Origin of the sequence: Paenibacillus aceris (assembly GCF_017874035.1) — a bacterium.
In the GTDB taxonomy this organism is placed as follows: domain Bacteria; phylum Bacillota; class Bacilli; order Paenibacillales; family NBRC-103111; genus Paenibacillus_E; species Paenibacillus_E aceris.
The window spans coordinates 1-26,022 of the sequence record NZ_JAGGKV010000018.1; the positions used below are offsets into that span (position 1 = coordinate 1).

Here is a 26,022-nt window from a genome sequence, read left to right on the forward strand (position 1 = left end):
CGTTGTTACGTTGTCTCATTCCGCTCGCCTCCCTTTATATGAATAGTACCTTATTTCCCATGGTACTCTCCAATTTAATTAGGGGGCTTAATAGCTAGACGGAACTATGGGGTTTTATTTGCTCTCATAACCCTGCTTTTCGGCCAATATTGGGGAAATAGTGGCCTCTAGTTCCCTCCAATCAGCAGATGAGGCGAGTTATCCGGAGAATAGAGGATCGTAGTTCCCTTCGATTCTCCAAAGTCAATTAACGTTCCACTCTCGACATTTAGGGAGGAAACTGCTTGATTCGTCAGTCCTCAATCTGCAAAAAGTGCCCAAATTTACCTCATCGTCTGCGAGTATGCAGCCTCATTCTGACGCAAACGATAAGAGCGAAAGGTGTGAGCGAATGAGTAAAATTTCAGCCGTACTTCTCCTTATCGGACTTAGTTGGTGCAGCACAGCACAAGCGTGCATAGATAAGGATATCTCTGAAGCCATAGCTCAGCAAACCGTCCAAGCACTAGAACCCGATCCCCAATATGCCAAATGGAGCCGCCTTGCCTTTCATGAGGCCGGTAAAGTATACACATTGCTAGACTACAGGTACTTGGGTCATTCTCACGTAGCTGCGGGGGTAGATCAACAGCAATTTCGCTTCTGGGTTAGACATAAGGACGTGGAGTTTCCGCTAATTGTGTCTATTCGATATGATCCTGTGTCGGAGAAGCTTTTTACCATCGATATGGAACAAGAAAGAAGAAGGAACTTACAGATCCTATAGATCTGCAGGTCTCCCTCTTCTTTTTTGTTGATTTTGCTTCATCTTCTCTTCCGTCCCCTGCTCGCTGGCTGCAAAGATGATTTCATGTTTGATTTCGTCCGGCAAATATTGCTGCTGCACATAATGACCTGGATAATTATGCGGATACATATATCCTTTGTGCCCGAGCTTCTCTGCTCCTTTATAGTGCGTATCGCGCAAATGAAGCGGCACATCTGCAGACTTTACGCGCTCCATCAACTGTTCTGCACGGGAAATGGCAATCGGGATCGAATTCGATTTGGGACTTTCTACGGCGAATAAAATTGCCTGGGAAATGACGTACTTCGATTCCGGCCAGCCGATCTTGTGGTAAGCATCCATGGCCGTCACTGATTGAACCATCGCCTGCGGGTTGGCAAGGCCGATGTCTTCGCTGCTGGCGACGATGAGCCGCCGCAGGAACGTCATGGGATCCATGCCGAGCTTCTCGACGGCATACAAGAACCAGAACAGCGCGGCATCACTGGAGCCGCGCACGCTCTTGTGAAAAGCGGACAAGACGTCGTATTGCGTCGACTCGTCCGCTTTCACGATCGGGCGGCGGATCGACTCTTCCGCCACCTCAAGCGTGATCCGAACCGTACCGTCAGGTTCGGGAGATGTCGTCAGCGCTGCCAGCTCCAGCGCGTTCAAAGAGCGGCGGATGTCGCCAACGGCCATCCGCGCGATGTGCTCCAGCGCCTCCTCGTCCACGTGGAGGCGCATGAAGCCGAGCCCCTTGACGGGGTCGGCGATGGCTCTTCGCATGGCGATGAGCGCATGCTCCGCCGTGAGGGGCTCGAGCTGAAACAGCGTCGAGCGCGACAGCAGAGCCCCGTTCACATGGTGAAACGGGTTCTCTGTGGTCGCCCCGATGAAGATGAGGATGCCCTGCTCCACAGCTGGCAGCAGCGCATCCTGCCGCGAGGTGTTGAAGCGATGCACCTCGTCCAGGAACAAGATCGTCTTGCGTCCGTACATCGCTTTGTTGGTCTTCGCCAGCTCGATAATCTCCCGCACGTCTTTGACCGAAGCATCAACGGCGTTCAGCTTCATGAACTCTCCCTTTGTCCGGTTCGCAATAATATTGGCAAGAGTGGTTTTACCCGTGCCTGGCGGACCATAAAGCAGGATGGAGCTTACTTGATCGGCTTCAATGGCTCTGCGCAGCAGCTTCCCTTTGCCGACAATTTGCTCCTGGCCGATATACTCGTCCAGCGTTGTTGGGCGCATGCGGTCGGCTAGCAGCTTTCCTGTAGGTTCTTGTGATGAGGCATATGTAAACAAGTCCATAATGGTTATTCCTTTGCTTTTGGGTTTAAAGAGACATGTTTCATTATACCCCGCATGGGTTAGACTGTCATGTCTTGTGTGGGATTGGCCTTCCGCTCATCGGCTCCAACTTCTTCGAGTACCAGTCGAACACTCCTGTCTAAAGTTAGCCTTCTCCCCCTCCTGACGCTTGCAAGCGCCCAATTCTGAATGGCGGAGAACTACGTTCCGCTATTTTCCATGAAATCACAGATTTCACTTGACGCAGGGAACTACGGTCCTTTATTTCACCAAATCAGCTTAATAGCAAGCTTTTTAGCGGCAAATTAGACCCTGTAGTTCCCCTAGAAGCAGGAAACAGCCTATTTTGTTCAATTAGCCCCCCGTAGCTCACATTAGCAAGCTTGTAGATGCTGCCAAACGCACAGAAGGCCATCCCGAAGTAGAATATTCTACTTTCGGGATGGCCCTCTTCCACTAAACCTTATTTCTTCAATCCGATCTCAAGCAGATCCTTCACGGCTACACTCACCATGATCAAACCAGCCACTGGAGGAACGAATGCGTTACTTGCCGGAGGCTGCTTCGCTTTGCGAATTTCCGGCGCATTCGCGGGTACGATTTGCTGCGTTACGTCCTCACGCGGCTTCATTGGCTCTTCGGTCGAGAAGACGACCTTGACGCCTTTCTTGATGCCTTCTTTGCGCAGCTTTTGGCGCACAACCCGGGCGATCGGGTCCATGCTCGTTTTGGAGATATCCGCAACTTTAAACTGCGAAGGGTCCATTTTGTTCGCGGCGCCCATACTGGAGATGATCGGAATTTTCCGCTCCAAGCACTGCTTGATCAGATGAATCTTATAGGAAATAGTGTCGCTTGCATCGAGCACGTAGTCGATGTGATGAGCAAATACTTCCTCATACGTTTCCTCTGTATAAAACATCCGCATGGAGACAACATCGCATTCCGGGTTAATTAATTTGATGCGATCCCGCATCAGGTCGGCCTTAGGCTGTCCTACGGTCGTTGTAAGGGCATGAATCTGACGGTTAATATTCGTGATATCAACAACATCCTTGTCGATCAGAATAAGGCGTCCGACCCCTGTACGCGCGAGCGCTTCTGCAGCAATTGAACCTACACCGCCGATACCCAATACGGCGACGGTGCTGTTTTTCATGATTTCCAGGCCTTCAGGCCCAATGGCTAGTTCAGTCCGCGAAAATTGGTGAAGCATAGAAACACTTCCTCTTTCAATGTTCTTAGGCTTTAGCAGGTTGCTTAAGCGCTAAGCGAATCGACAGCTGCTCAAGCTGTTTGTCATCTACAGTTCCCGGCGCATCCATCAACAGGTCCGTAGCGCTGGCTGTTTTCGGGAATGCAATCGTTTCTCTCAAGTTAGTACGGCCAGTAATCAGCATGACCAAACGGTCGAAACCGAATGCAAAGCCGCCATGCGGAGGCGTTCCATATTCGAAAGCTTCAAGCAAGAAGCCGAATTTCTCCGTCGCTTCTTCTTTGGAGAAACCGAGAGCTCCGAACATTTTTTCTTGTACCTCGCGTTGGTAAATACGCATCGAACCGCCGCCTACTTCATAGCCGTTCAAAACAAGGTCATACGCTTGAGCACGAATTTGACCAGGGTCTGTATCGAAGAAATGAATGTCGTCTTCGTTCGGACGCGTGAACGGATGGTGTTCTGCTACATAACGTTTCGCCTCTTCGTCATATCCAAGAAGTGGGAAGTCAACAACCCATGCATACTTGAATGTCGAATCATCGATAAGTCCGAGTTGACGACCGATTTTCAGACGAAGGTTTCCTAGGACATCGGCTACGACTTTTTTCTTATCTGCGGAGAAAAGAAGCAAATCCCCTTCTTCAGCGCCTAGACGCTCCGTCAATGCTGCGATTTCGGCTTCATTGAAGAATTTCACGATAGGCCCTTTGAATTCGCCGTCTTTGACCTGAATCCATGCCAAGCCTTTGGCTCCGTAACGCGCTGCGAATGGCAGCAAGTCGTCGATTTCTTTACGGCTCCAAGTGCCGCAGCCTTTTGCGTTCAACGCTTTGACTTGGCCGCCGCTTTTAACCACATTCGCAAATACTTGAACGCCAGAAGTTTGAACGATATCCGATACGTCCTGAAGCTCTAGCCCGAAACGCAGGTCCGGTTTATCTGAACCATATTTCGCCATCGCATCCGCATGCGTAATACGCTGGAATGGACGAGGAATTTCTACTTGTGCGGTTTCTCTCATTAGGTTAACGACTAGTTCTTCCAAAATGTCCAGAAGCTGATCCTGTGATAAGAAGGAAGTCTCAATGTCGACTTGCGTAAATTCCGGTTGACGGTCTGCACGAAGATCTTCATCGCGGAAACAACGTGCGATTTGGTAGTAACGCTCCAAACCACTAACCATTAACAACTGTTTGAAAATTTGCGGTGATTGCGGAAGCGCGAAAAACTCGCCTGGATGAACACGGCTTGGCACCAAGTAATCGCGAGCGCCTTCCGGCGTGCTTTTCGTCAAAATAGGTGTTTCAACTTCTACAAATCCTTGGTCATCCAAGAAATTGCGGAAAATTTTGGATGCTTTCGAGCGAAGCATTAACGTTCTTTGCATTTCTGGACGACGAAGATCCAAGTAACGGTATTTCAAACGAACCGCTTCATCCACTTCTACACCATCTTCGATGAAGAATGGAGGTGTTTTGGCAGCGTTCATGATTTCGATTTCTGTCACTTGAATTTCAATTTCACCGGTTGGGATATTTTTGTTAACCGTCTCCGCGTCGCGTTCTACGACTTTCCCTTTTACAGCAAGCACATATTCATTACGCGCACGGTCAGCAATAGCTAGAGCGTCCCCTGAGAAATCCGGGTTAAATACGGTCTGTACAAGTCCGCTGCGGTCACGAAGATCAATAAAGAGAACGCCACCAAGGTCACGTCTTCTTTGTACCCACCCGTTTAAAATTACAGTCTGTCCTACCTGGGCTTTCGTTAGCTGCCCGCAATGATGTGTTTTGAGCATCATAATGTTGTTGCCTCCTCATGAGTAATTATCAAATTTTAAAACTATCTATTCGAATAGTGTCTTTGCGGCATTTGAGGCAAGATCCACTAAACTTACAATGACTTGAGAACCGGTTTCCATTTGCTTCAGCGTAATTTCGCCGCGGGCTAATTCATCGTCACCGAGAATCGCCACATACTTCGCTTGAAAACGGTCTGCTGATTTCATTTGCGCCTTCAATTTACGCCCTTGGTAATCTTTCTCGGCTTTGAGGCCTTGAACCCTTAACTGGTGCAGCAGTTTGGTGACCTCTTTCTCTGCCGTTTCGCCTAGTCCGATTAGGTATACATCCAGCGGTTCCGGCTTCGGAATTTCGACACCTTGCGCCTGCAGAACTAGCAAAATGCGTTCAAGTCCTAATCCCAAGCCAACGCCAGGCTGATCTGTGCCATGTCCGCCAATTTGCTCAACGAGACCATTATAGCGCCCGCCGCCGCCAATCGTATCAATAGCGCCAATTCCGGCTGCTTTGTATTCAAATGCAGTGTGCGTATAGTAGTCAAGTCCGCGCACAAGGCGAGGATTAATGCGATATGGAATCTCCATAGCCGTTAAGTGCTCTTGAACCTGCGAGAAGTGCGTGGAGCATTCTTCGTCCAAATAGTCAAGAATCTCAGGAGCGCCTTCCCCGTACTTCTGATCGGTTTTGCAATCAAGAATTCGCATGGGGTTGCGATCATAACGGGACTGACAATCTTTGCAAAGCAAATGTTTCACTGGCGCAAAAAATTCCTGCAGTTTCTCGCGGTAAGCCGTTCTAACGGAAGGAGTGCCTACCGAGTTAATTTCAACGGATACTTCTTTCAAGCCAATTTCCTTGTAAAAAGTGTACCCCAGCGCGATCACTTCGGCGTCAATGCTAGGATCAACGGATCCGAAAGCCTCAATACCGAACTGGTGGAACTGGCGGTATCGCCCTGCTTGCGGCTGTTCGTAGCGGAACATAGGTCCCACATAGTACAGTTTCGTCAAATCAGGCAGTCCGTAAAGCTTATTTTCTACATAAGCCCTAACGACGCCGGCTGTCCCCTCAGGACGCAAGGAAATGCTGCGATCGCCTTTATCAAGAAATGTGTACATTTCTTTTTCGACAATATCCGTCGTTTCTCCGACACCTCTGGAAAAAAGCTCCGTGCTTTCGAAAATCGGCGAACGGATTTCTTTGTAATTAAATCGTTGACATAAGTCTCTTGCCTTACTTTCCAGGTACTGCCACTTCTCCACGTCCCCGGGAAGCAGGTCCTGTGTGCCTTTTGGCTTTTGAATGCTCATGTGTTCAACCTCCCTTATCTATCGTTCTTTGTCATATAACAAAAAAATCCCCCACCCCCGACGTTCGTCAGGGACGAGAGATTTGATTAACAAATTCACCCGTGGTACCACCCACATTCAGATCACCCGTTCTCATGTCATAGACATATCAAACAGAAATCTGCTCTTTACGGTTAACGCCCGCGAATACGCACTAGCCGCTACTAGACGGTCGATATAAGTCGACATGTCGTTCCCAGCAGGTCCTCGGGGAGGTCTTTTCGTTCGCTCATCATAGGAAGCTTGCAGCCTGGACTTCCTTCTCTGATAATGTGGGGGCGAATTACTTTATCCCTTCAACGGATCACAAAGGTATTGAATTATTGTTTATTGTAAACATTGGCAGAAGTAAAGTCAAGAGATAAGCGTCCACTCGACTTATAACTTCCTTGGATTAGTTAATGTAGGTCCGCCCACTTTTGCAACTCGTCCATAACGGGCTTAAGTCCTTTACCTTTAGCTGTCAATTCATACTCAATACGAACCGGAGTTTCCGGGTACACATGTCGGACAATGATCTCTGCAGCCTCAAGCTCTTTGAATCTCTCCGAGAGCATGCGATCGCTCATAGTGGGAATAAGCACGGATATGTCTTTGAACCGCTTCGGTCCTGACAACAAGACATGTACGATGAGCCCTGTCCAGCGCTTTCCTAGAAGTTCAAATGCATTCTCGAATTTCGGGCACAGTTGATAGTCTTCCATATAAATCATCTCCTTATTAAAGATTTTAACATAGTCGCTTGACAAAAGTAAGTATTGCGTAATAATATACTAACATAAAGTAAGTAATTAAATAAAATTTATTTAAAGAGGAGTTGTTAGTTGTGGCATTAGGTCTTCTTATTATTCGTTTGGTGTTAGGTTTAACAGTAGCCGCCCACGGCACACAGAAAGTATTTGGATGGTTTGGCGGTTATGGTCCAAAAGGCACAGGCGGCTTTTTTGAATCTATCGGAATAAAACCCGGTGTTCTCATGGCGGTTCTTGCCGGTTTGTCGGAAATTGCGGGCGGCGTGCTCTTTGCTGCCGGACTTTGGACACCACTTGCAGCTGCACTTATTATAATTACTATGCTCGTTGCTATAGTAAAGGTTCATGGAAAAAGCTATTGGGCTTCCTCGAACGGGTATGAGTACCAGCTGCTCCTGATTGTCGTGGCGCTAGGCATTGCACTTGTTGGTGCAGGTGACTATTCCCTAGACGCTTTATTTCAATAATGACGAAATAGGCTATCTCAAAAGGTCTGAAATGACCTGATGGATAGCCTTTTTTTCTTTTCAGCGCATGTTTTAAAAAGAAAATAGCCTGCCGCACAAAGGCAGCAGGCCTCTAGACAATATATAAATTAAAGGGGGTCGACTTTTATTATATCCACGCTTGATTAAAGGGATATGAAAATTAAATTACAATTTCATTACAACGATTTTCCCTATAATTTTCAGCCATTTTCATTTGCTTCCCCTCGTATATTCAGCCTTTTTTTCACATATACATGTACAACAAGGCAAATGGCCTTGAATTTATCATCAGGAGGCTGTAACAATGACAACAAAAAACGAGTTTCAAGAGGAACGGCAGGATTTAGTGGTGCTCTTCTCTGAGGAATCCGAAACCGAAGCTGAAGTTGAAGATGAAGTAGCCGAAGAAGCAGCCGAAGAAGAGGCCATTGAAGACTCGGACGAAGCTGAGGAAGCGGAAGAAGCTGCAGATGAAGAGGAAGTCGAAGCGGAAGAGGAAGAGGACGCGGAAGCAGAAGAAGAAGAGGAAGTTGATGCCGAGGAGGAAGCCGAAGCGGATAGTGAAGATTCTGCAGAAGAAGAAGCAGAAGAATCTGCGGAAGCCGATGAGGATGCTTCCGAAGCTGACTGAAAAATGTAAGCGCAGTCACAAAAACTTCCATTGGCTTCGAAAAGGAAAAGAGCCTTACCGCCACATTCATCTGCGGCGCAATAAGGCTCTTATTTGGTGTTTATTAAGGCTTGCCCGTTAAACCAATCTTTAAATCTCTGATTAACATATAGGTGTCAGCATTTGTTAACTTCTGCTTGTCTGCTATGAGATTCAAGGAAGCGTCTGTCAGCAGCTTATTCTCCATTAGCTTAGCTTGCGATTCTTTGGACGAAGCTGTCAGTCCCAAAGCTTGAGTCAACGTATACGTCGCTTGCTCAAGTGATAACGGAACTTTATCGGCGTTCTCCAGTTTCGCAATCGCTTGGGAAACATCGCCTTTGAAAGCATCAGGCTTCATTTTCTTAGCACCGCTCACAAGATTCGTCATCCGCTTCGGATTCGACGCATCGTCCAAATGGAAATTGTTATCGTACGCTCCAGCAGCTAGTCCAAGCATTAATGCCGTTTTCAAGCCTTCGTACGCTTTATGCTCCATAAATGGCTGCGGTTTGAGCGTAATTGGATGAATCTCCATCCCCTGCTTGTTGAGTTGATCCTGCAGTTTCGCAATCACCTCTTTGGAAGCTGAGAGCTGTCGGAACGTCATCTTCTCCTGTTTCGCGAACATCGCTGCAGCACCGGCTGCTTCGCCTTCCGCCATGCCCGTTGGCATAACGCGCGCACTGCCATGCGGCAGCGTATCGTAACTAGCCGCACGTCCTACCACAAGCAGTCCATCCACCTTCTGTGGCACAAGGCTGCGGAATGGGATCGCATACTGCTTAGGTTTGCAAACAACCGTCCCTGAGTCCGTTGGAGAAATCCTTTGAATATCAACTGGATAAGAACCAAATCCGATGCGGTCCCATTGATCCGTGTTCGTACACACATCAACAATATTCAGTCGATATTCCCCTTGCATATGACGTGTTTCCCTCACATACAGCTCCGGTGCCGAGCCGGCAAGCTCCAGGCTTGCGAATTCCGGAAAATTCTTTTGCATATAAGTTAAAATATTAGGCAATTCTTTCTTCCCGATATCAAAAGCTTCTTGCACAGATTTCGGATCAAAAGCATCCACTCCGAAGATTTGCAAAGCATTAATCAGTACGGTATTGTCATTCTCCCTACCCATATTAAACCCTCTCATTTTGGCTCTTTCTTTATTGAGAGGCGGGTATTTGCTCATTTCCCCGTAGCCGAACACGCTGACTTCGTTGACACCCGTATCCGGATTGTTGTCACCGTTTAACCTTTTGGCCATCAGGTTCCAAACTTCCGGCGTTACGTTTTTCAGACGAAACGCAAGCGTTACGGCCATCTTGGAATTCGGATCACCAATATCTTCGTGCCCGATCGTAAACGGTACGCCCGCCGCTGCCGCGAAATCCCCATCCTGCGTCGCATCGATGACAGAAGCAGCCTTCACGACTTGCGTACTGCCGTTTTCAAGCGTAATTGTGGCGCCTTGAACGGTCTTTTTATCTTGTGAAAGAACGGGATCGATCTTTTTCGTTTTTAGCAGCAGATCGATTTTAGGTTCATTTTTAACTAAATCATAGAACGCATTAGCAGCTGTATTCACATCGAAGGAATCCCCTTCAATTTTGGCGTACCATTCGGAGAAAAAGCCTTTGTTGAACACATCATCCTTCCCCAACAGGTTCTTGCTGGAGGAGTAATTCATATCAATGGAGTTAATCCAGCCGAGCGTCATTAGCCCACCCAGGATCTCCCGATTCCGTCCATCAACCAAAAGGGTCGTCAATCCGTTGCGAGCCGCTGAAACTGCCGCTGCAACCCCCTCTGGATCAGTACCCACGACAATGACGTCGTAAGCCTCTTTCGTTTTCTTCACGGATTTCACTTCTTCAATCTCTTGCTTCGCTTTGCTTTGTCCACCGCTGACATGGTATTTATACTGATAATACAAGGATGCTGCAGCTCCCAGCACCGCCAGTAGAATCAAAGTCCCCATCAACCAAAGCCATCCTTTGGAAGCGGAATTGTTACGATTCGGATTTGCCATTAAAACGAAAGCACCCACCTTGTCCCCTGCTTTTCATACAGCTTACCGGTTAAAGGTTTGATAAGCTTTCTTGAGCAGTCGATTAATTTTTATGTCAAAAAACATCACTTTTTAGTTTACCACATTTTAAAGACTGAGAGAAATTCTGCTATTTCCAATAAGAAAGACCTAGCATGCGGCTAGGTCCTTGTCTTGTTCGGGCATGGGGAGGGAACCGTCATGCTACATACGCTTGTCCCAAACAGGGATACCCCGCCCCTTAATAGGGGAACTCCATTCCCTTATTTAAGCAAATAGCCGGATTTCATGGGGGGAGGGGAACTACAGGCTCTTATTCCGCCTCCATCGTCCAACTATGGTGTCAAAATGGCGAAATAGCGGACCCTAGTTTCCTCTCCCTCAAGCAAAAGGATCTTTTTGTCATAATAGCGGCCAGTAGTTTCCCTATAAACAAATAAAGCCCTGCGGGCTGTCGAGTCAGCACGCAAGGCTTTACGATTAACGATATGATTTTTTGGGAATGCTTTTCAACTTTTCTTGTTCGGATGTGAACTCAGCACTAATTTCTATATCCGCTAGCGCTGGTGCTTGACTCATCCGCTCCGCAAATGTTGTATGCAGCAGCTGCTGCTCTGGCGCCGTCATGGCTTTGTGTTTGATCGATTGACGCATCTGGATGCTCCTAACTGCAAGAATCTACAGTTTTAGTATAACCAGGCTGTCAGTTTCTTATCCTTTTGTTAGGCCGTATTGAAGTCTATTTACTGTCGATAATTAATGTCACAGGTCCCCAATTGGTCAACGAAACATCCATCATTTCTCCAAATGCACCCGTTTCTACGTGTAAGCCTTGTGCGCGCAGAAGCTCATTGAACTTGTCATAGAGCGGTTCTGCAATTTCTGGTCTAGCCGCCGACATGAAGTTAGGACGCTTCCCTTTGCGGCAATCCCCATACAAGGTAAACTGGGATACAGATAAAATTTGACCGCCTGTCTCGAGAACAGAATGGTTCATTTTCCCGGTTTCATCTTCAAAAATGCGCAGCCCCGATACTTTGTCCGCTACATATTTAGCATCTTGCTCGGTATCCTCATGCGTGATGCCGACTAATAGCATAAGTCCATGCTCGATCCGGCCGACAGATGCACCGTTAACGGTTACTTCGGCGCGTTTGCAACGCTGAACTACTACTCTCATCGTTTTCTGAATCTCCTTACCTTCGTTCGCAGCCGCAAACTTAGCTCTGCATAATTCGCTGAACGGAATAGACGTCTTTCACACGTTTGATCTTCTCAACAACCGATTGCAGATGATCGATATTTTTGATCAAAATTGTCATATGAACCGTTGCCATCTTGTTTTTATCCGATCGGCCCGAAACCGCCGATAACATTGTTTTGCATTCTGAAACAGCCTGAAGCACTTCGTTTAAGAAACCTCGGCGGTCATGGCCCGTAATCTCAATTTCCACATTGAAATTGGATTCGACGGCTTCCGCCCAATCGACCTCAATGACCCGTTCTTCTTCCCCCATGCTTGTGGGGATATTCGTACAATCCGACCGGTGCACAGACACGCCGCGTCCTCTTGTAATATACCCTATGATCAAATCGCCGGGAACCGGATTGCAGCAGCGGGCAAAGCGCACAAGCAAGTTGTCCACGCCTTTTACTCGCACGCCGTTGGTTGGACGGCTTTTTCGTTCGGTTGCGGTTTGGGACTTAACTTCTTTAACTTCCGTAGAAAGCTGAAGCACCTGGGCTTCTTCCGCTTCCTTGCGCAGCTTTTCCGTAAGCTTCGTGCATATTTGCGCGGCTGTAATACCGCCGAACCCGACGGCTGACAGCATATCTTCAATGTCATTAAAATTGAATTTCTTCGCCGCTTCGAGCATTTTCTCATCGCTCATCAGTGTCGGCGGATCGATGGCCAACCGTTTGAGCTCGCGCTCAATCATGTCTTTCCCTTTTTCGACGTTCTCTTCGCGCTTCTCTTTCTTGAACCACTGCTTGATTTTACTTCGGGCGTGGGAAGATTGTGCGAGCTTGACCCAATCTTGGCTAGGGCCATATGAATGCTTAGAGGTCAAAATTTCAATAATGTCCCCTGTTTTCAACTTGTGGTCCAGGGGTACAATACGGGAATTCACTTTGGCACCAATAGTCCGATTGCCGACCTCCGTATGAATGCGGTAAGCAAAATCCAATGGCACGGAACCTGCCGGAAGTTCAATGACCTCACCTTTTGGCGTAAACACAAAAACAAGGTCCGAAAAGAAGTCCATCTTCATCGATTCCATGAATTCGGAAGCATCATTGGTTTCTTGCTGGAGCTCCAAAATTTCACGGAACCAACTCATCTTATCTTCAAAGGTGCCCGAAGGGACAACGGAGCCGCCTTCTTTGTAAGCCCAGTGTGCGGCGATACCGAACTCCGACGTCCGATGCATTTCCCAAGTACGAATCTGAACCTCTAGCGGCTCCCCCTTAGGGCCTATGACCGTTGTATGGAGTGACTGATACATATTCGGCTTAGGCATCGCAATATAATCTTTGAAACGCCCAGGCATCGGTTTCCACAACGTATGAATAATCCCCAAAGAAGCATAGCAATCTTTGATGCCATCGACGATAACGCGCAGCGCCATGAGATCATAAATCTCATTGAATTGCTTGCCGCGTGAGCTCATTTTTTTATAAATGCTGTATAGATGTTTGGGTCTCCCGGAAATGTCTCCTTGTATCCCCATTTCGTCCAGCTTCTCTTTGATGCTGTGAATCACGTCTTCGATATACTGCTCACGCTCGGTTCGCTTTTTCTGCATAAGATTAACGATCCGGTAATACTGTTGAGGATTCAAATACCGAAGGGCGATATCCTCCATTTCCCACTTGATCGTGGAAATACCGAGTCTATGCGCAATCGGACAGAAAATTTCCAGCGTTTCCTCTGCAATGCGGCGCTGGCTCTCCTCAGATTGGTACTTCAATGTCCGCATATTATGCAGACGATCCGCCAACTTAATCAAAATAACGCGAATATCCTGCGCCATGGCGACAAACATTTTGCGGTAGTTCTCGTTCTGCTGCTCTTCCTTGGACTTGAACTTGATCCGTTCAAGCTTCGTCAAGCCGTCAACAAGCATTGCGCAGGTTTTCCCGAATTTATCTAGAACAGTTCCCAGTGAAACTGTTGTATCTTCAACGACATCATGCAGAAGCGCGGCAATCACGGAAGTGACGTCCATCTGCATGTTCACCAGTATATCTGCAACAGCGAGTGGATGCAGAATATAGGGCTCCCCCGATTTGCGCACTTGGCCATGATGGGCTTCATCCGCGAATTCATAGGCCTCCCGTATCCTCTGCAAATCATTCTCTTTCAGATAGGTGGCTGCCTTCTCTAACAGCTGCTCTATACCCATGCATCTACCCATTCCCTTTAGAGGTTGTTTAAAAAGCGAACTTTTCAAACGCTCATCTTTAGTCGATTTTTATTCATTATGCCTGCAAGGCAGGCTCCGCGTCAACTATGCGCTGCTATACTTTCGACAAAAACCATCATTTCGCCTCAAATGCTCTGAAGGATCCCATCTTTGCCGCTCATTTTGAGGTACAAAAAAGAATCGAATAAGAATTCGATTCTTCCCATTATTTTAATATTGAACTAATGAAACCACATCTATACCATCAAACTTATTTCTGCCTTCCAGATAGGAAAGCTCGATCAAGAATGCCGCTCCTACAATGTCTCCGCCTAGTTGTTTAATCAGGTCGATGGAGGATTGAATCGTTCCGCCGGTTGCCAACAGGTCATCCGCAATCAGAACTTTTTGACCTGGCTTAATTGCGTCTTTGTGCATCGCTAATTTATCTTTGCCATACTCAAGAGCATAGTCCACTTCAATCGTCTCGCCAGGCAATTTACCGCTTTTGCGAATTGGAATAAAGCCTACCCCAAGCGCATAAGCGAGCGGAGCGCCGATAACGAAGCCGCGGGCTTCAGGGCCTGCAATGACATCAATTTCCTTTTCTTTTACCATTTCTTTCAGTTGATCTATCGCATCTTTATAAACTGCGCCGTTTTGCAGCAAAGTGGTAATATCTTTAAAACGGATGCCTGGTTGCGGGAAGTCCGGGATGACGCGAATGTAATCTTTGAAATTCATATGATTTCCTCCAATAAGTGTTTTTCTTTATTTATATGTTGGGCAATCCACAGCTCTAATTCTTTGGCCGAAGAATACATCACGATGGATTCAACTTCCTGACGATTCATTCTATGCTGATATATGCGGGATGCCGTAAGATCTTTCTTGGCCGGAGCTGCATTTAGCTTCACGAAAGCACCTTGTCTTTCAACAAACGCTAACTCTTCAAACACGGATAAAATAAATTGAATCATTGCTGGCGACAGGCCTGATCTTTTGCTAAAAGAAGCCATTAAACGGACATCCTGAACATTCAAAGAACCTTCTTTTTGCAAAGTGCCGTACATCATCTTGAACATGTCGCGTGATGGCAGTGTACTTCCACTGTCAGGACCCAACTCTGCAAAAACAGGATAGCAGCGCATCATCCCCGCAGCTTGCCGCAAAACATTCTGTAAGCTATCGATACTCCTTGGGATCGTATACAGAATGATATCCTTCATATGGGCAAAATCAAGCTGTCCGGCGCTTTCGTTGCCCGCTTGTAATTGTCCGCTGTCTTGAACGATCCAGTAGGGAACAGCATCGCCAATTTGAAACGCCGTGGCCGCAAAAGCCCCCGCATCCGTTTCGTCAAACAGAACGATAGCCGGCACCAGAGAGTTTGCGGCGCTGGAAGCCAGAGAATTCTGAAGCACATTCAACTTCGCACTCAATTGACCGGCTCCTCGCCAATCAAACAGCTGCATATGGGTGATCTTCAAATCCTGCATAACGATTTGGGGTTTGCGGACACCATTCCACTCGTTGATGGACATCTCACCTAGCACATCCAGCTTAGCAGCCGGTGCTATGAGTCCTGCCAGACTTCCTTTGCCAAACCCAATTGCTTCCACCGAACAGCTAACTTCATCCTTCGCTTGAGTGAGAGCAAGCTTCAGATGCTGCTTCTCTTTTCCCAAGGTTCGGATGTCGCCAAGCTGTAAATCAGTAAACATGAACCTTGGGGCTGGGTTGCCCATTCCGAATGGAGCAAGTTTCTCCAGCCCTTCAATGCTGGCAATCGGAACATCCGGCAAGCTGCAAACGGCGTCAGCCTTCAAAAGCGGAATGAAATCCTGATCTGTCAATGCCGCAGCAGCCAGTTCATTCAGCTTATGTGTAAATGCCTCCAGATGACTGCTGCTTAAACTCATGCCTGCCGCTGCTTGATGGCCCCCATAGTGGTCTAGCCACTCTTCACAGACTGTCAGAGCCTTGTGTAAGTCGAAGCCAGTGATAGACCTCGCCGAACCTTTGGCAACTCCTGTCTGCGGATCTATGCTGAGCACCAAAGTCGGACGGTAAAATCTCTCCACGATCTTGGAGGCAACAATGCCGACTACGCCAACATTCCACCCTTCCTTCGCGACGACAATTACTTTGTCCATACCTTTGGCTTGCTGCTCCTCGGCCAGAACAAATGCTTCTTTCACCATTTCTTCAACGATAAGCTGGCGTTCTTTATTCAACATATCCAATTCAAAAGCAATTTGCTCCGCTTCGGTTTCATCTGTCGTTGTCAACAGTTTAACCGCAATATCCGCAGCTTCCAACCGTCCACTGGCATTAATTCTTGGTGCAAGGGAGAAGCCGATATGGCCTGCCGTCACTTCCTTGCGTTCAATACCCGATACACCAATGAGTGAACGGAATCCTGCGTAAACGGACTCTTGCATGCGCTGCAGGCCTTGTTTGACGATTAATCGATTCTCTCCCGTTAGAGGCATTAAATCTGCCACTGTGCCTAGCGCCGCAAATTCAAGCAGTTCTTCCGGCAGCCTATCCAGCAGAGCGTGAGCCAGCTTGAAGGCAACACCCACGCCCGCGAGTTGTTTAAAAGGATAGGGGCATCCCGGTTTCTTAGGATTGATGACGGACAAAGCCTGGGGCAGCTGCTCTGGAGGCTCATGGTGATCTGTAACAATAACATCTATGCCTAGTTCTTGACAGTAGGCTATTTCTTGAAAGGCGCTAATGCCCGTATCCACTGTAATTAATAAATCGACGCCTTGTTCTTTGGCTAAATCAATTGCAGAGCGATTCAGACCATAGCCTTCACGAATGCGGTGCGGGATATACGTATCGAACCGGGCGCCTAAGCCTTTTAATAAATGATACATTAGCGAGGTACTGCTGACGCCATCGGCATCATAGTCCCCATAAATTCGGATAAATTCATCGTTCTGGAGGGCTTTCCGAATACGTTCTACGGCCAAGAACATCCCGTCCAGCAAATACGGATCATGGTAATACTGAACTCCGCCATTCATAAATTGTTCAGCATCCGGTATGGTTCTTATGTCTCGGAGAACAAGCAGTCTGGCCACAAGCGGGTCAATCTGCAGCTCGCGCACAAAAGTTTCTATGAGCATTTCATCCGCATTTCCAATGCTCCATCTTGCCTTTGGTGCTAGCACTTGGTGTGTCCTCCTCAGAGTTTTGCTGTGCAAAACTTTCTTCGTAAGTATCAGCTTAATATTTCCGTAGGAAAAACTTTGTTCGTAAGCTTTGCGGTTAAATTAATGAATGACAGACGGGAGCTCACTGAGCTCTGAATCCGTCGAATGCTTATAGGGATACCCTGCATCATAAGGGGCTACATGCACATGTACGTCTGATACATGATGGAATCTTTTCATCAGCTGCTGTTTGACCTTTTTGGAAACTTCATGCCCTTCCCAAACCGACACCCTTGGATTCACGCTGATTTTGATATCGACCACGACATAATGTCCGTGTTCTCTGGCCCTTAAGTCATCTACGGTGATCACACCTTTGATCAGCTGAACAACGGCAATCAGATCGTCAGCATCTTCCTGCTGCAGGACGTATTCCTGCTTTTTATGTAAAGCTGCCTGAACGAGAGAATACCCCATCCTCATAATCATAAGAGAAATAACGATTCCTGCTATCGGATCCAAATAATAAAGGAGGGATACGTCTAAATAACTTGCCATTACAGCGCCGAATATTCCAATGAGAGCCACAATAGTAGAGTATATATCGGAACGATGTCCCCTGCTATTAGCAATTAATTCCTGAGAGCCAAATCGTTTGGCCTGCCTGGTCGTGTATTGATACATGATTTCTTTTACTAAGAGTGAAATTCCAAGCGCAGCGAGCGCATATTTTTTGTCCGAATGTTCTGGTGCGACCCACATATTTTTAATCGCAGAGATGCCCATTTCGACACCAACAACCAGAATGATGATAGCAAGCAGAATGGTTGCGACTGAAACTTTCTTCTCTGCATGAGGATTCGATGCTTCCGGCATCATCTGATCTGAACGCAACCGAATGAGTGCAGCGGATGAGCCTATTGCCCCTGATGCCGAATGCGCGGCGTCAGCTAACAAAGCTGAGCTCTGCACCATAACTCCAACAAAACCTTTCAGACACGCAAGTGCTGCATTGCCGGCGATACCGCCCCATACAGCAAGTTGCGTTTTTTGAAAACGCTCGTCTTCCACGCGGACACTCCCCCTGAACGGATACAAAGGCCGCGCAACATTCACGCGGCCGGTTATTATGGTTATTACGCTGCAGCTTTCTTTTTAGAACTCCGTAACGACTTTCTTTTCAAGAGGTACCAAAGCGAACAAGCAATAAAGATAGATGAGTATGCACCGCTTGTCAGTCCGACTAGTTTCGCAAGCGCGAACAGCTTGATGGACTCGCTTCCGAATATGTACAAGCAGCCAGCCGCTATCAATACCACGAGAACGGTATTAATGTTTCGCGCCATCGTTTGCCAAATACTATCGTTGACCAGAGCAACGAGGTCCTCGTCCGTCTTGAGCTTGGCAAATCTTAAATTTTCACGAATACGGTCGAAAATAACGATTTTATCATTGATGGAATAACCAATCGTTGTCAGAACCGCCGCCAGGAACGGCAAGTTAATTTCTAAGCGGAAAATCGCAAAAATTGCGATAACCATGAAGGCGTCGTGAAGAATAGCGATGATCGCTGCAATCGCAAAGCGCCATTCAAAACGAATGCTGACATAAATGCAGATCAATACGCTTGAAATTGCTACCGCATATACGGCTTTGAGCAGCAATTCTTTGGCTAATTGAGGATCGACAGTGTTAATTTCTTTGGAAACTTCTGCGCTATAAGCCGTTGCGAAAGCTTTCTGAATTTTATTAACCGTCTCATCATTAAGCACATCATCGAAACGGATCGAGACTCGGTCGCTGTTATTCCCGCCGATTGTCGGGTCCGCGTAGTGCGACTTCACGTCGCCGCTTGATATAAGACCTTTCAGAATCTCATCCACTTTCGCTTTGTCCAACTGCTTGCCCACGACAAGATCGATATTCGTTCCTGCTTTGAAATCGACGCCGAAGTTCATGCCCGAGAACAACATGACTGCTAGACCAATAATAAGAATAGCAATCGAAATACCAAAAAATCGATTACGCGATTTTACAAAATCAAACTTTTTCTTAGAGTCCACGAATGTCTGCCTCCTTCACACCGAAATAACTTGGCTTTTTGAGCAAGTTGCCTCGTATGATCAGATGCAGCAGCCATCTGGAGAAAATAACGTTCGTTAAGATACTGATGATAATACTAAGCATCGTAATAACCGCGAAACCGCGAATTGCACCGTTCCCAACGTAATACAGAACAATACCGGCAATTAAGTTCGTGACGTTAGCGTCCATAATGGTACGGAAGGAATGTTTGGAGCCCGCTTTCAAGGAAGAAAGAATGCTCTTGCCTGCACGAATTTCTTCACGGATTCTTTCGTATGTAATAATATTCGCATCAACCGCCATACCTGCTCCCAATACGAGGGCAGCGATACCCGGCAGCGTCAAGGTCGCATTCATAAAGTCAAAGATCGCCAGCAGCACCCAAATGTACGTTATGAGCGTGAAAGCTGCAACAAGCCCTGGTGCACGGTAATATAACACCATAAAGAGGAAAATCAGGATCGATGCAATCAGCCCTGCTCGTGCTGTTTGGTGCAAGGATGCTTGCCCCAATGTCGCATCTACACGTTGAATGTATTTTTCGGTTAACTTCAGCGGCATTGCCCCTAAGTTAATCATTTTCGCCACTTTGGTCGCTTCCGCTACACTAGTTTGTGTAATGATCGCGGAATCACTGTCAATCGGGAAATTAACGGATGCCGTAGACTGCACTTGATCATCCAAATAAATGGATAATGTACTGCCAACCAGCTTTGTCGTAACTTCCTTGAATTTCTCTCTGCTTTTCATTTTGATCTCTACGATCGGCTGTTTCGTATTCGGGTCGTAGCTTAATTTCGCTGCGTTTTCTACGAAATCTGTACCGTTCATGTAGACCGTGCCATCCGGACCTCTGAAGGTAAGAACAGATGGTTTGGACATCAAGGTTCTAACTTCTTCTTCGTTCTCCACGCCTGCAAGACGTACACGAATGCGGTCTGATCCTTCCGGGTAGACCTCAGGCTCTGCTACACCAAGGGAGTCAGCCCGTTTGGCAAGACTTTCCGCCGCCTGCGTAAGCGTTTCCTTTGTTAAAGGTTGTCCAGCTGCCAAAGGCTCAGCGGTGTACAAAATTTCAAATCCGCCTTTCAAATCCAAACCAAGCTTGATTCGTTCTACAAGTCTAGGGCTTGTTGCTCCGATTGCGCCAAGAACAATTACAACCGTTAGAAAAAAGAACGATATTCTTTTCCAATCCAGCATCTCTTGCTTGTCTCCCTTCGATACTCAATATGCCTATTATATACAGGTCTGAAAATCGAGTCAATTTAAGTCGCTTCATGAAAAATAAGCCCTATTCTTAGAATTGGGCCCCTCTATACATGCTTATCGTCATCCAGTTCATAAACTGGGTCGATTTCAGTGATAAAATGTCATTTACGATTTGATGAAGAGAAGGGACGCCCGTTTTACGGTATTTGTCACTTACACAATCCCAAATATCTTTCCCGCTGACATGTTCATAGCCTAGCAGAACAAATTCCTCCACTTTGCTTAAGCAAAGGTTCTCGATAACCTCATTCAGTTCAAGATCTGAAAGATTAACTTCAACTTCCTCCTCCGCGTCTGGAGGAGCGGACTCACCTTCCTCAAGCAGTGTATTCACCTTGTCCTCAGGATGATGAGGCACTTGATCGTTATCTTCTCCGTTCATAGAGAGATCCTCCTAAGGTCAGATTTATCATTAATCACTTGAGTCATTCGATATTCACCTGCCTTTTTCCTGCCAAACTTTGACCTGTCCATAAAATGTTAGCATGAGCTTGACCGGCCCTCGCATATCCATAGTGTAAGACAAGTATCGGAAGAGGGTATGGCATGACCAAGCAGTCGTTTATCAGAGGCACGATGATTCTTTTGGCCGCGGGTATTTTGAACCGTATTCTCGGCTTCATACCTAGAATAACTTTGCCGCGAGTCATCGGCGCAGAAGGCATTGGCATTTATCATATGGGTTGGCCCTTCCTTTCCGTCATTCTGACGATCATTACAGGCGGTATTCCTGTAGCGATAGCCAAACTAATTGCTGAAGCCGAAGCCGAGCGCAATGAAACGAGAATTCGCAGCATTCTACGAATTTCCTTAGCTATCACGATTAGTCTTAGCATTCTGTTTACAATTGCTTGTGTCGCGGGAGCCTCATGGATAACCTCTCATTTGTTAACAGATACACGTGTTTATTACACGTTCCTGACCATGAGTCCTATGATCCCCATCATAGGGATCTCTGCCGTGTATCGCGGTTATTTTCAGGGCAGACAAAATATGATTCCTACAGCAACTTCACAAATCATGGAAACACTGATTCGCATTGTGATGGTACTTGTATGTTCTTATGTTATGATCCCGTACGGGGTCGAGTACGCCGCCGCTGGCGCTATGATGGGTGTACTTGCCGGTGAAATTGGCGGACTGGCTGTCTTGGCTATCCATTTCAGGTACGATAAAAAAACGTCGCCCAAGTTACCGGCCGCCCAAATTGGCACAACGAAAACGAATGGCCGGCTTGCTAATTTCCGAAGAATTCTTCGTATTTCTGTACCGATTACTGGAAGTAAGTTAATTGGTGCAAGCTCTTACCTATTCGAGTCCATTCTAATTGCACAAAGTCTCGCGATCGCAGGTATAACTACTTCGTTGGCTACAGCGCAATATGGTGCTTTACAAGGAATGATTATCCCCATCATCCTGCTGCCCAGCGCTCTAACTATGTCCCTATCGGTTTCGCTTGTACCTTCCTTAAGCGAAGCCGCGGCCCGTAAAGATATCAAAACCATCCATGCGCGTCTGCACCAATCCTTGAAGCTGGCACTTGTAACCGGAGCTCCGTTCGCTGTTCTCATGTACGTACTGGCCGAGCCTATTTGCAGGTATATGTACAATCAACCCGATGTAGGTATCATGTTGAAAATGATGGCTCCTATCGCCATATTCATTTATTTTCAGGCGCCCCTGCAATCAACTTTGCAAGCTTTGAACAAGCCTGGTGCCGCTTTAATCAACACCCTCATTGGCTCTAGCGTCAAGTTGATCCTCATCTATTGGCTGGCAAGCAAACCGGAACTTGGCATTCATGGTGCGGTTTTTGCCATCAATGTAAACATTGTGCTCGTTACGCTTCTGCATTGGAACAGTGTCGTGCGTTTATTGAAATTTCGCATGGAAGGCAGTGATTTCGGAAAAATTGGAGCCGCAATGGCGCTCTCCGGTCTATGCTGCTATTTCGTCATGTATCTTCCTTGGACGTCTGTTGAATGGCTTCGATTTGTTATCTCGTCCCTCACCGGGTTTGGTGTTTATATGTTCTTCATTACCGTTTTCCGACTGATTAGTTTGAAAGATCTAACCCGGCTCATGAACATGGGCAAAAAAATTATCCGCTGACCTACCTCTTCCGGTCAAGGAACATCCGTCCTCTATGGTCTATGGAGCAGTAAAACACTTCTTTGAAATCGCGTGCTCCTTTGACCTGAAGCTGGTTTTTCAACCAAAATCTCGTTTTACCTATTTTCTCCAAATTATCATCCTGCACTTTGCCATCCATAATGAGAGGCAGTGGAAGACCCTCATACCGAATCATGCCTTTAAGGCCCTGATCGTCTATGGCTGTCTCTTTCTCTTTTTGGCTTTTCTCCACAACGCTTAATTTCCCCGAAGGCTCTAGAACGGCAAACTCCACATCCGCAACATTCATGATCTTATTTTGTCGAAGTTGCTGCATCAAATCATCCAGATTATAACGATGTTTTTTCATTTCCTCCCGGTCGATCAACCCTTTTTTAATAATGACGCTAGGTTTTCCATCAAATAGAACCCTAAGGCTTCTATTTTTGAGGGTGACATAGGCAATGAAAATTTGGATGAGCACCAGTGTAGCCATTGGGACAAGCCCATCCATAAGCGGTTTCGCTGAATCCTCAAGAACAAAAACAGCAATTTCAGCAATCATAATCGAAATAACTAGATCAAACAGCGACAATTTCCCAATTTCTCTTTTGCCCATCAGACGGAGCATCAGAAAAACGACAAAGTAGATCAGCACGGTACGAAAAAAAATGGTCAGAATATCCATTGATAGCCTCCCTGATCTAAGCTCTTGCTTGTTCTCGGAGTTCACTGGTATTCTGACCGCTGATGCACTTCATCATGCAGATTTTACGTATTCAATTGTTGGCAATTACAGCAGAAATAACTTGAAATAGATCGTGGCTACGATGAATAAAACCAAGGAGATGGGCCCTGCAATCATGAAATAGTTACGGGAATTCAGCCCTCCCCCTTCTTGCTCGGTCAGCGCTGCCGCATACATGTTCGATAGAGAACCGAAGAGTGTAACCCCGCTCCCAATCGCCGTACCGACAATTAGAGCCCACCATAGAGGCTGGATGGATGTTTGTGATAGACTTTGCATTTCTTGGCCTATATGCTCGATGACCGGAATCATAGCCGCGGTATAAGGAACATAGTCCACCACTGACGATCCAAATCCTGTAAGCCATAACAAGAGGATAGATAAGAAAGAAATGCTGCCTTGGCTGATTTCCAGTCCTCTTACTGCGATGAACCCCGAAATTCCTGTATATATTAATCCGCCTACCATAATAAAAAGTCCAAGGAAAAATAGCCCTTGTGTCTCAATTACACCCTGCCAAACGGAACGGTAGTCTCTTCTTTTGACGAGCTGGACTAGATCATTATAGTTGAGCGCCAAAAGCGCTGCAGCTCCGCATGCGGCAATGTAGGCTGCGTCCCAGCCCAAAATCCCCTGGAATAAAAAGGCCAGAAGTGTTAAAGCGGAAATCGCGCAGCCTCCAAGAAACATCACCCTATTTTCAGCTAAATAGGAGTCAGGCTGTAAGCTGAGAACCTCTCGTTTGTATGTTTCCGGGATGATCATTTTCCTGCCATAAAGAAACCACATCACAACGTACACGATGGCAAGCATGAGAATAACAAGCGGTGCGATCTTTATAAGCATTTGTCCTGTTGTTATGTGCTCCGCTGCGCCAATCAACCTGTTGGACCAGTTGCCCATCAGTGCTGCCGCACCGCCTAAATTCACAGATAGCAGTACAGAGATAAGAAACGGAACCGGCGATAATTTCATCATCTTTGCTGTTTTAAGCAGCAGCGGGACGATGACAGCAACAGCCAGCAAGCTGTTTAATAACGCCGAAACCACGGCAGCCAGCACCGATAAACACAAAAGTATCGTAAATGGCTGTAACCGAAACACTCGTATTATTTTGCTTGCAGAATAAGCAATAAGTCCTGTTTTCTGAAAAAGGCCGGCAATCACAAATAAGCTGATAAGAAATAAAATTACGTGCCAATTCGCATAAGTTGTAAGCGCCTTGCCTATCGGAACAATGCCCAGCAGAAGCATCAGAACGGCTCCGCCAAGCGCCGTATACATACGGTCCCATTTCTCAATCAAAATACAAACATAGGCTGCAACAAAAATAATGAGGGCTGCAATAGCCTGCCATAGAGCGGGTCCTTGAGAAAATTCAGTCATAAATATTCACCTTCCCTTTGAACAGTCTGTACTAATTCTATGTGCTTGGCCATACAATGATGTTAATGAAAAGAACGAAAATAAGAAAGGATTGGTGCCTGTGAACCCCATGAAGACGGTCAGTCAGGTTCGAATAACATCTCCTTTATTTTCCGGACTTGCCTACTCATTAAGCATGATGACAATTGGGACAATAGTTACATCTTTATTTTTATTGTTAACAAGCACACAAGAGAGTTCCCTGCATACGTTAACTACGATTATCCATGCCGCAGCGCTGTTTATCGGAGGTTGGGTTTCAGGCAAAAGAGCCGGAAACCGCGGCTGGTATCATGGGGGACTCGTCGGATTCGTTTATTTTATCCTTATTTTCCTGGTAGGCTTTCTGGCTTTTGACGCAGGACTGAATCTTAATTCCCTGCAATTGCTCGGTATTTTATTCGCATCGGGTGCGCTTGGAGGCATACTTGGCGTTAATACTACGAAATAAGACGTTTCCGTGAAAATATCACTATCCCCCTTAGATTGTGGTATAATATCATAGTTATATTCGCAATAATTTCCAATATTAGGGGGAAAACACCATGAGCCCGTTTCAGTCTATGACACATGCAACGGTCTATATAGTCATTACTGTCATTGTCTTTCTAATTGCTGCCACTCGAAAGAATCCGTTCGTCATCGCCGGAAGCTTCGTTCAAGAAGTATTTACATCACGCAAATATCTGCTTCACTTCGCCGCACTCATCACAATTCTTTTTTTCAATAAACTTGAAATGTGGATCGAAAAAAGAATTCACTATAAAGCTGATTTTACACAATCCATTTACGGTATTGAAGGCAACTTTGTTTCATCGATTCAACATCTCTTCCACAACGACATACTGACGGCAATAAGCAGTTATTTCTATGTCGTGATTTTCCCAGCCGTCATGATTACTTCCATCGCCCTTTATACGTTTAAGAAAAATTATAAACTATTCTACGCCATTTGTTATGCACTAATGTTCAACTATATGATAGCCATTCCGTTTTATCTGTTCTTTCCAGTTAATGAGGTTTGGTCGTTTCATCCTAATGTTAAACTGCTGATCTTGGATGTATTCCCAACCTTTGAGCAAGACTATCGTCCGCTGTCAGGACTGGACAATTGCTTTCCAAGCCTACATACGTCCATCTCCGTATCGATGGCTGTCATTGCTGTAAAGAGCCGTAACACGTTCTGGAAAATTTTCGTACCGATTTCTTCCGCTTTTATCGTTTTTACTATTTTTTATTTAGGCATCCATTGGTTATCCGATATGTGTGCCGGTGTTGTCCTCGGTGTTGTAGCGGCCAGACTGGGATTGCGCATTTCCGAAGGACGCCTCATTCTTGGGGAACAAGCGCTGCTTAAGCGGCCTCTAAAGAACAATGAACTATAAGACCAAATAAAAAGCGAGAGCCTCTTGAAGGT

23 protein-coding genes are annotated in these 26,022 nt (G+C 46.4%); 6 read left to right on the forward strand and 17 right to left on the reverse strand.

The window, feature by feature from the left end; all coding sequences use genetic code 11:
• Positions 1-391 precede the first annotated feature (391 nt).
• Complete coding sequence (locus tag J2Z65_RS25555) at positions 392-766, forward strand: DUF3889 domain-containing protein (protein WP_167069272.1); 375 nt, start codon at positions 392-394, stop codon at positions 764-766.
• Here the strand turns inward: J2Z65_RS25555 and J2Z65_RS25560 are convergent.
• From J2Z65_RS25560 to J2Z65_RS25580, 5 genes are all read right to left on the reverse strand, one after another.
• Complete coding sequence (locus J2Z65_RS25560) at positions 761-2,080, reverse strand: replication-associated recombination protein A (RefSeq protein WP_167069270.1); 1,320 nt, start codon at positions 2,078-2,080, stop codon at positions 761-763. The genes J2Z65_RS25555 and J2Z65_RS25560 overlap by 6 nt on opposite strands.
• A gap of 463 nt (positions 2,081-2,543) precedes the next feature.
• Positions 2,544-3,296: a tRNA threonylcarbamoyladenosine dehydratase gene (locus J2Z65_RS25565; RefSeq protein ID WP_167069268.1), complete on the reverse strand. Its 753-nt coding sequence runs from the start codon at positions 3,294-3,296 to the stop codon at positions 2,544-2,546.
• Positions 3,297-3,321: 25 nt separating this feature from the next.
• Positions 3,322-5,100 carry an aspartate--tRNA ligase gene (gene aspS / locus J2Z65_RS25570; RefSeq protein WP_167069266.1) on the reverse strand — a complete coding sequence of 593 codons (1,779 nt, stop codon included), beginning with the start codon at positions 5,098-5,100 and terminating at the stop codon, positions 3,322-3,324.
• Positions 5,101-5,145: 45 nt separating this feature from the next.
• Complete coding sequence (gene hisS, locus J2Z65_RS25575) at positions 5,146-6,411, reverse strand: histidine--tRNA ligase (protein WP_167069264.1); 1,266 nt, start codon at positions 6,409-6,411, stop codon at positions 5,146-5,148.
• Between the two features lie 437 nt (positions 6,412-6,848).
• Positions 6,849-7,154, reverse strand: a complete 306-nt coding sequence (locus tag J2Z65_RS25580) for a winged helix-turn-helix transcriptional regulator (RefSeq protein ID WP_167069262.1) — start codon at positions 7,152-7,154, stop codon at positions 6,849-6,851.
• A gap of 113 nt (positions 7,155-7,267) precedes the next feature.
• Between J2Z65_RS25580 and J2Z65_RS25585 the strand changes: the two genes are divergently transcribed.
• The gene (locus J2Z65_RS25585; RefSeq protein ID WP_193581184.1) at positions 7,268-7,669 is read left to right on the forward strand and encodes a DoxX family protein; all 402 of its coding nucleotides are present in this window, start codon (positions 7,268-7,270) and stop codon (positions 7,667-7,669) included.
• A gap of 325 nt (positions 7,670-7,994) precedes the next feature.
• Positions 7,995-8,321 (forward strand): hypothetical protein, encoded by a 327-nt coding sequence (locus J2Z65_RS25590; RefSeq protein WP_167069258.1) that lies wholly within the window; start codon positions 7,995-7,997, stop codon positions 8,319-8,321.
• Positions 8,322-8,424: 103 nt separating this feature from the next.
• On the opposite strand, the gene J2Z65_RS25595 is transcribed toward J2Z65_RS25590, so the two are convergent.
• From J2Z65_RS25595 to J2Z65_RS35950, 10 genes are all read right to left on the reverse strand, one after another.
• Positions 8,425-10,371, reverse strand: a complete 1,947-nt coding sequence (locus tag J2Z65_RS25595) for an FAD-dependent oxidoreductase (RefSeq protein WP_167069302.1) — start codon at positions 10,369-10,371, stop codon at positions 8,425-8,427.
• A gap of 498 nt (positions 10,372-10,869) precedes the next feature.
• Entirely contained in the window at positions 10,870-11,043 is a 174-nt protein-coding gene (locus J2Z65_RS25600) for a hypothetical protein (protein ID WP_167069256.1), read from the reverse strand.
• Positions 11,044-11,128: 85 nt separating this feature from the next.
• Positions 11,129-11,569 carry a D-aminoacyl-tRNA deacylase gene (gene dtd / locus J2Z65_RS25605; protein ID WP_167069254.1) on the reverse strand — a complete coding sequence of 147 codons (441 nt, stop codon included), beginning with the start codon at positions 11,567-11,569 and terminating at the stop codon, positions 11,129-11,131.
• A 40-nt stretch (positions 11,570-11,609) separates the two neighbouring features.
• On the reverse strand, positions 11,610-13,796 hold the full coding sequence (locus J2Z65_RS25610; RefSeq protein WP_167069251.1) for a RelA/SpoT family protein: 2,187 nt from the start codon (positions 13,794-13,796) through the stop codon (positions 11,610-11,612).
• Positions 13,797-14,027: 231 nt separating this feature from the next.
• Entirely contained in the window at positions 14,028-14,540 is a 513-nt protein-coding gene (locus J2Z65_RS25615) for an adenine phosphoribosyltransferase (protein ID WP_167069247.1), read from the reverse strand.
• On the reverse strand, positions 14,537-16,981 hold the full coding sequence (gene recJ / locus J2Z65_RS25620; RefSeq protein WP_167069244.1) for a single-stranded-DNA-specific exonuclease RecJ: 2,445 nt from the start codon (positions 16,979-16,981) through the stop codon (positions 14,537-14,539). The genes J2Z65_RS25615 and recJ overlap by 4 nt, the downstream gene beginning before the upstream one ends.
• Positions 16,982-17,083: 102 nt before the next feature.
• Positions 17,084-18,034 carry a cation diffusion facilitator family transporter gene (locus J2Z65_RS25625; RefSeq protein ID WP_167069242.1) on the reverse strand — a complete coding sequence of 317 codons (951 nt, stop codon included), beginning with the start codon at positions 18,032-18,034 and terminating at the stop codon, positions 17,084-17,086.
• A 65-nt stretch (positions 18,035-18,099) separates the two neighbouring features.
• Positions 18,100-19,026, reverse strand: coding sequence for a protein translocase subunit SecF (gene secF, locus J2Z65_RS25630; protein ID WP_167069240.1), 927 nt, complete (start codon positions 19,024-19,026; stop codon positions 18,100-18,102).
• Positions 19,016-20,248: a protein translocase subunit SecD gene (gene secD / locus J2Z65_RS25635; RefSeq protein ID WP_167069300.1), complete on the reverse strand. Its 1,233-nt coding sequence runs from the start codon at positions 20,246-20,248 to the stop codon at positions 19,016-19,018. The genes secF and secD overlap by 11 nt, the downstream gene beginning before the upstream one ends.
• Positions 20,249-20,348: 100 nt before the next feature.
• Positions 20,349-20,702, reverse strand: a complete 354-nt coding sequence (locus J2Z65_RS35950) for a post-transcriptional regulator (RefSeq protein ID WP_167069237.1) — start codon at positions 20,700-20,702, stop codon at positions 20,349-20,351.
• 164 nt (positions 20,703-20,866) lie between these two features.
• Between J2Z65_RS35950 and spoVB the strand changes: the two genes are divergently transcribed.
• Entirely contained in the window at positions 20,867-22,432 is a 1,566-nt protein-coding gene (gene spoVB, locus J2Z65_RS25645) for a stage V sporulation protein B (RefSeq protein WP_167069235.1), read from the forward strand.
• Between the two features lies 1 nt (position 22,433).
• On the opposite strand, the gene J2Z65_RS25650 is transcribed toward spoVB, so the two are convergent.
• Both J2Z65_RS25650 and J2Z65_RS25655 read right to left on the reverse strand, forming a co-directional pair.
• Positions 22,434-23,120 (reverse strand): DUF421 domain-containing protein, encoded by a 687-nt coding sequence (locus J2Z65_RS25650; protein WP_167069232.1) that lies wholly within the window; start codon positions 23,118-23,120, stop codon positions 22,434-22,436.
• A gap of 105 nt (positions 23,121-23,225) precedes the next feature.
• On the reverse strand, positions 23,226-24,566 hold the full coding sequence (locus J2Z65_RS25655) for an ArsB/NhaD family transporter (RefSeq protein ID WP_167069227.1): 1,341 nt from the start codon (positions 24,564-24,566) through the stop codon (positions 23,226-23,228).
• A gap of 109 nt (positions 24,567-24,675) precedes the next feature.
• Here J2Z65_RS25655 and J2Z65_RS25660 point away from each other — a divergent pair, with 109 nt between their 5' ends.
• Positions 24,676-25,056, forward strand: coding sequence for a TIGR04086 family membrane protein (locus tag J2Z65_RS25660; protein ID WP_240160114.1), 381 nt, complete (start codon positions 24,676-24,678; stop codon positions 25,054-25,056).
• A 94-nt stretch (positions 25,057-25,150) separates the two neighbouring features.
• The gene (locus J2Z65_RS25665) at positions 25,151-25,990 is read left to right on the forward strand and encodes a phosphatase PAP2 family protein (protein WP_167069221.1); all 840 of its coding nucleotides are present in this window, start codon (positions 25,151-25,153) and stop codon (positions 25,988-25,990) included.
• Positions 25,991-26,022 lie beyond the last annotated feature (32 nt).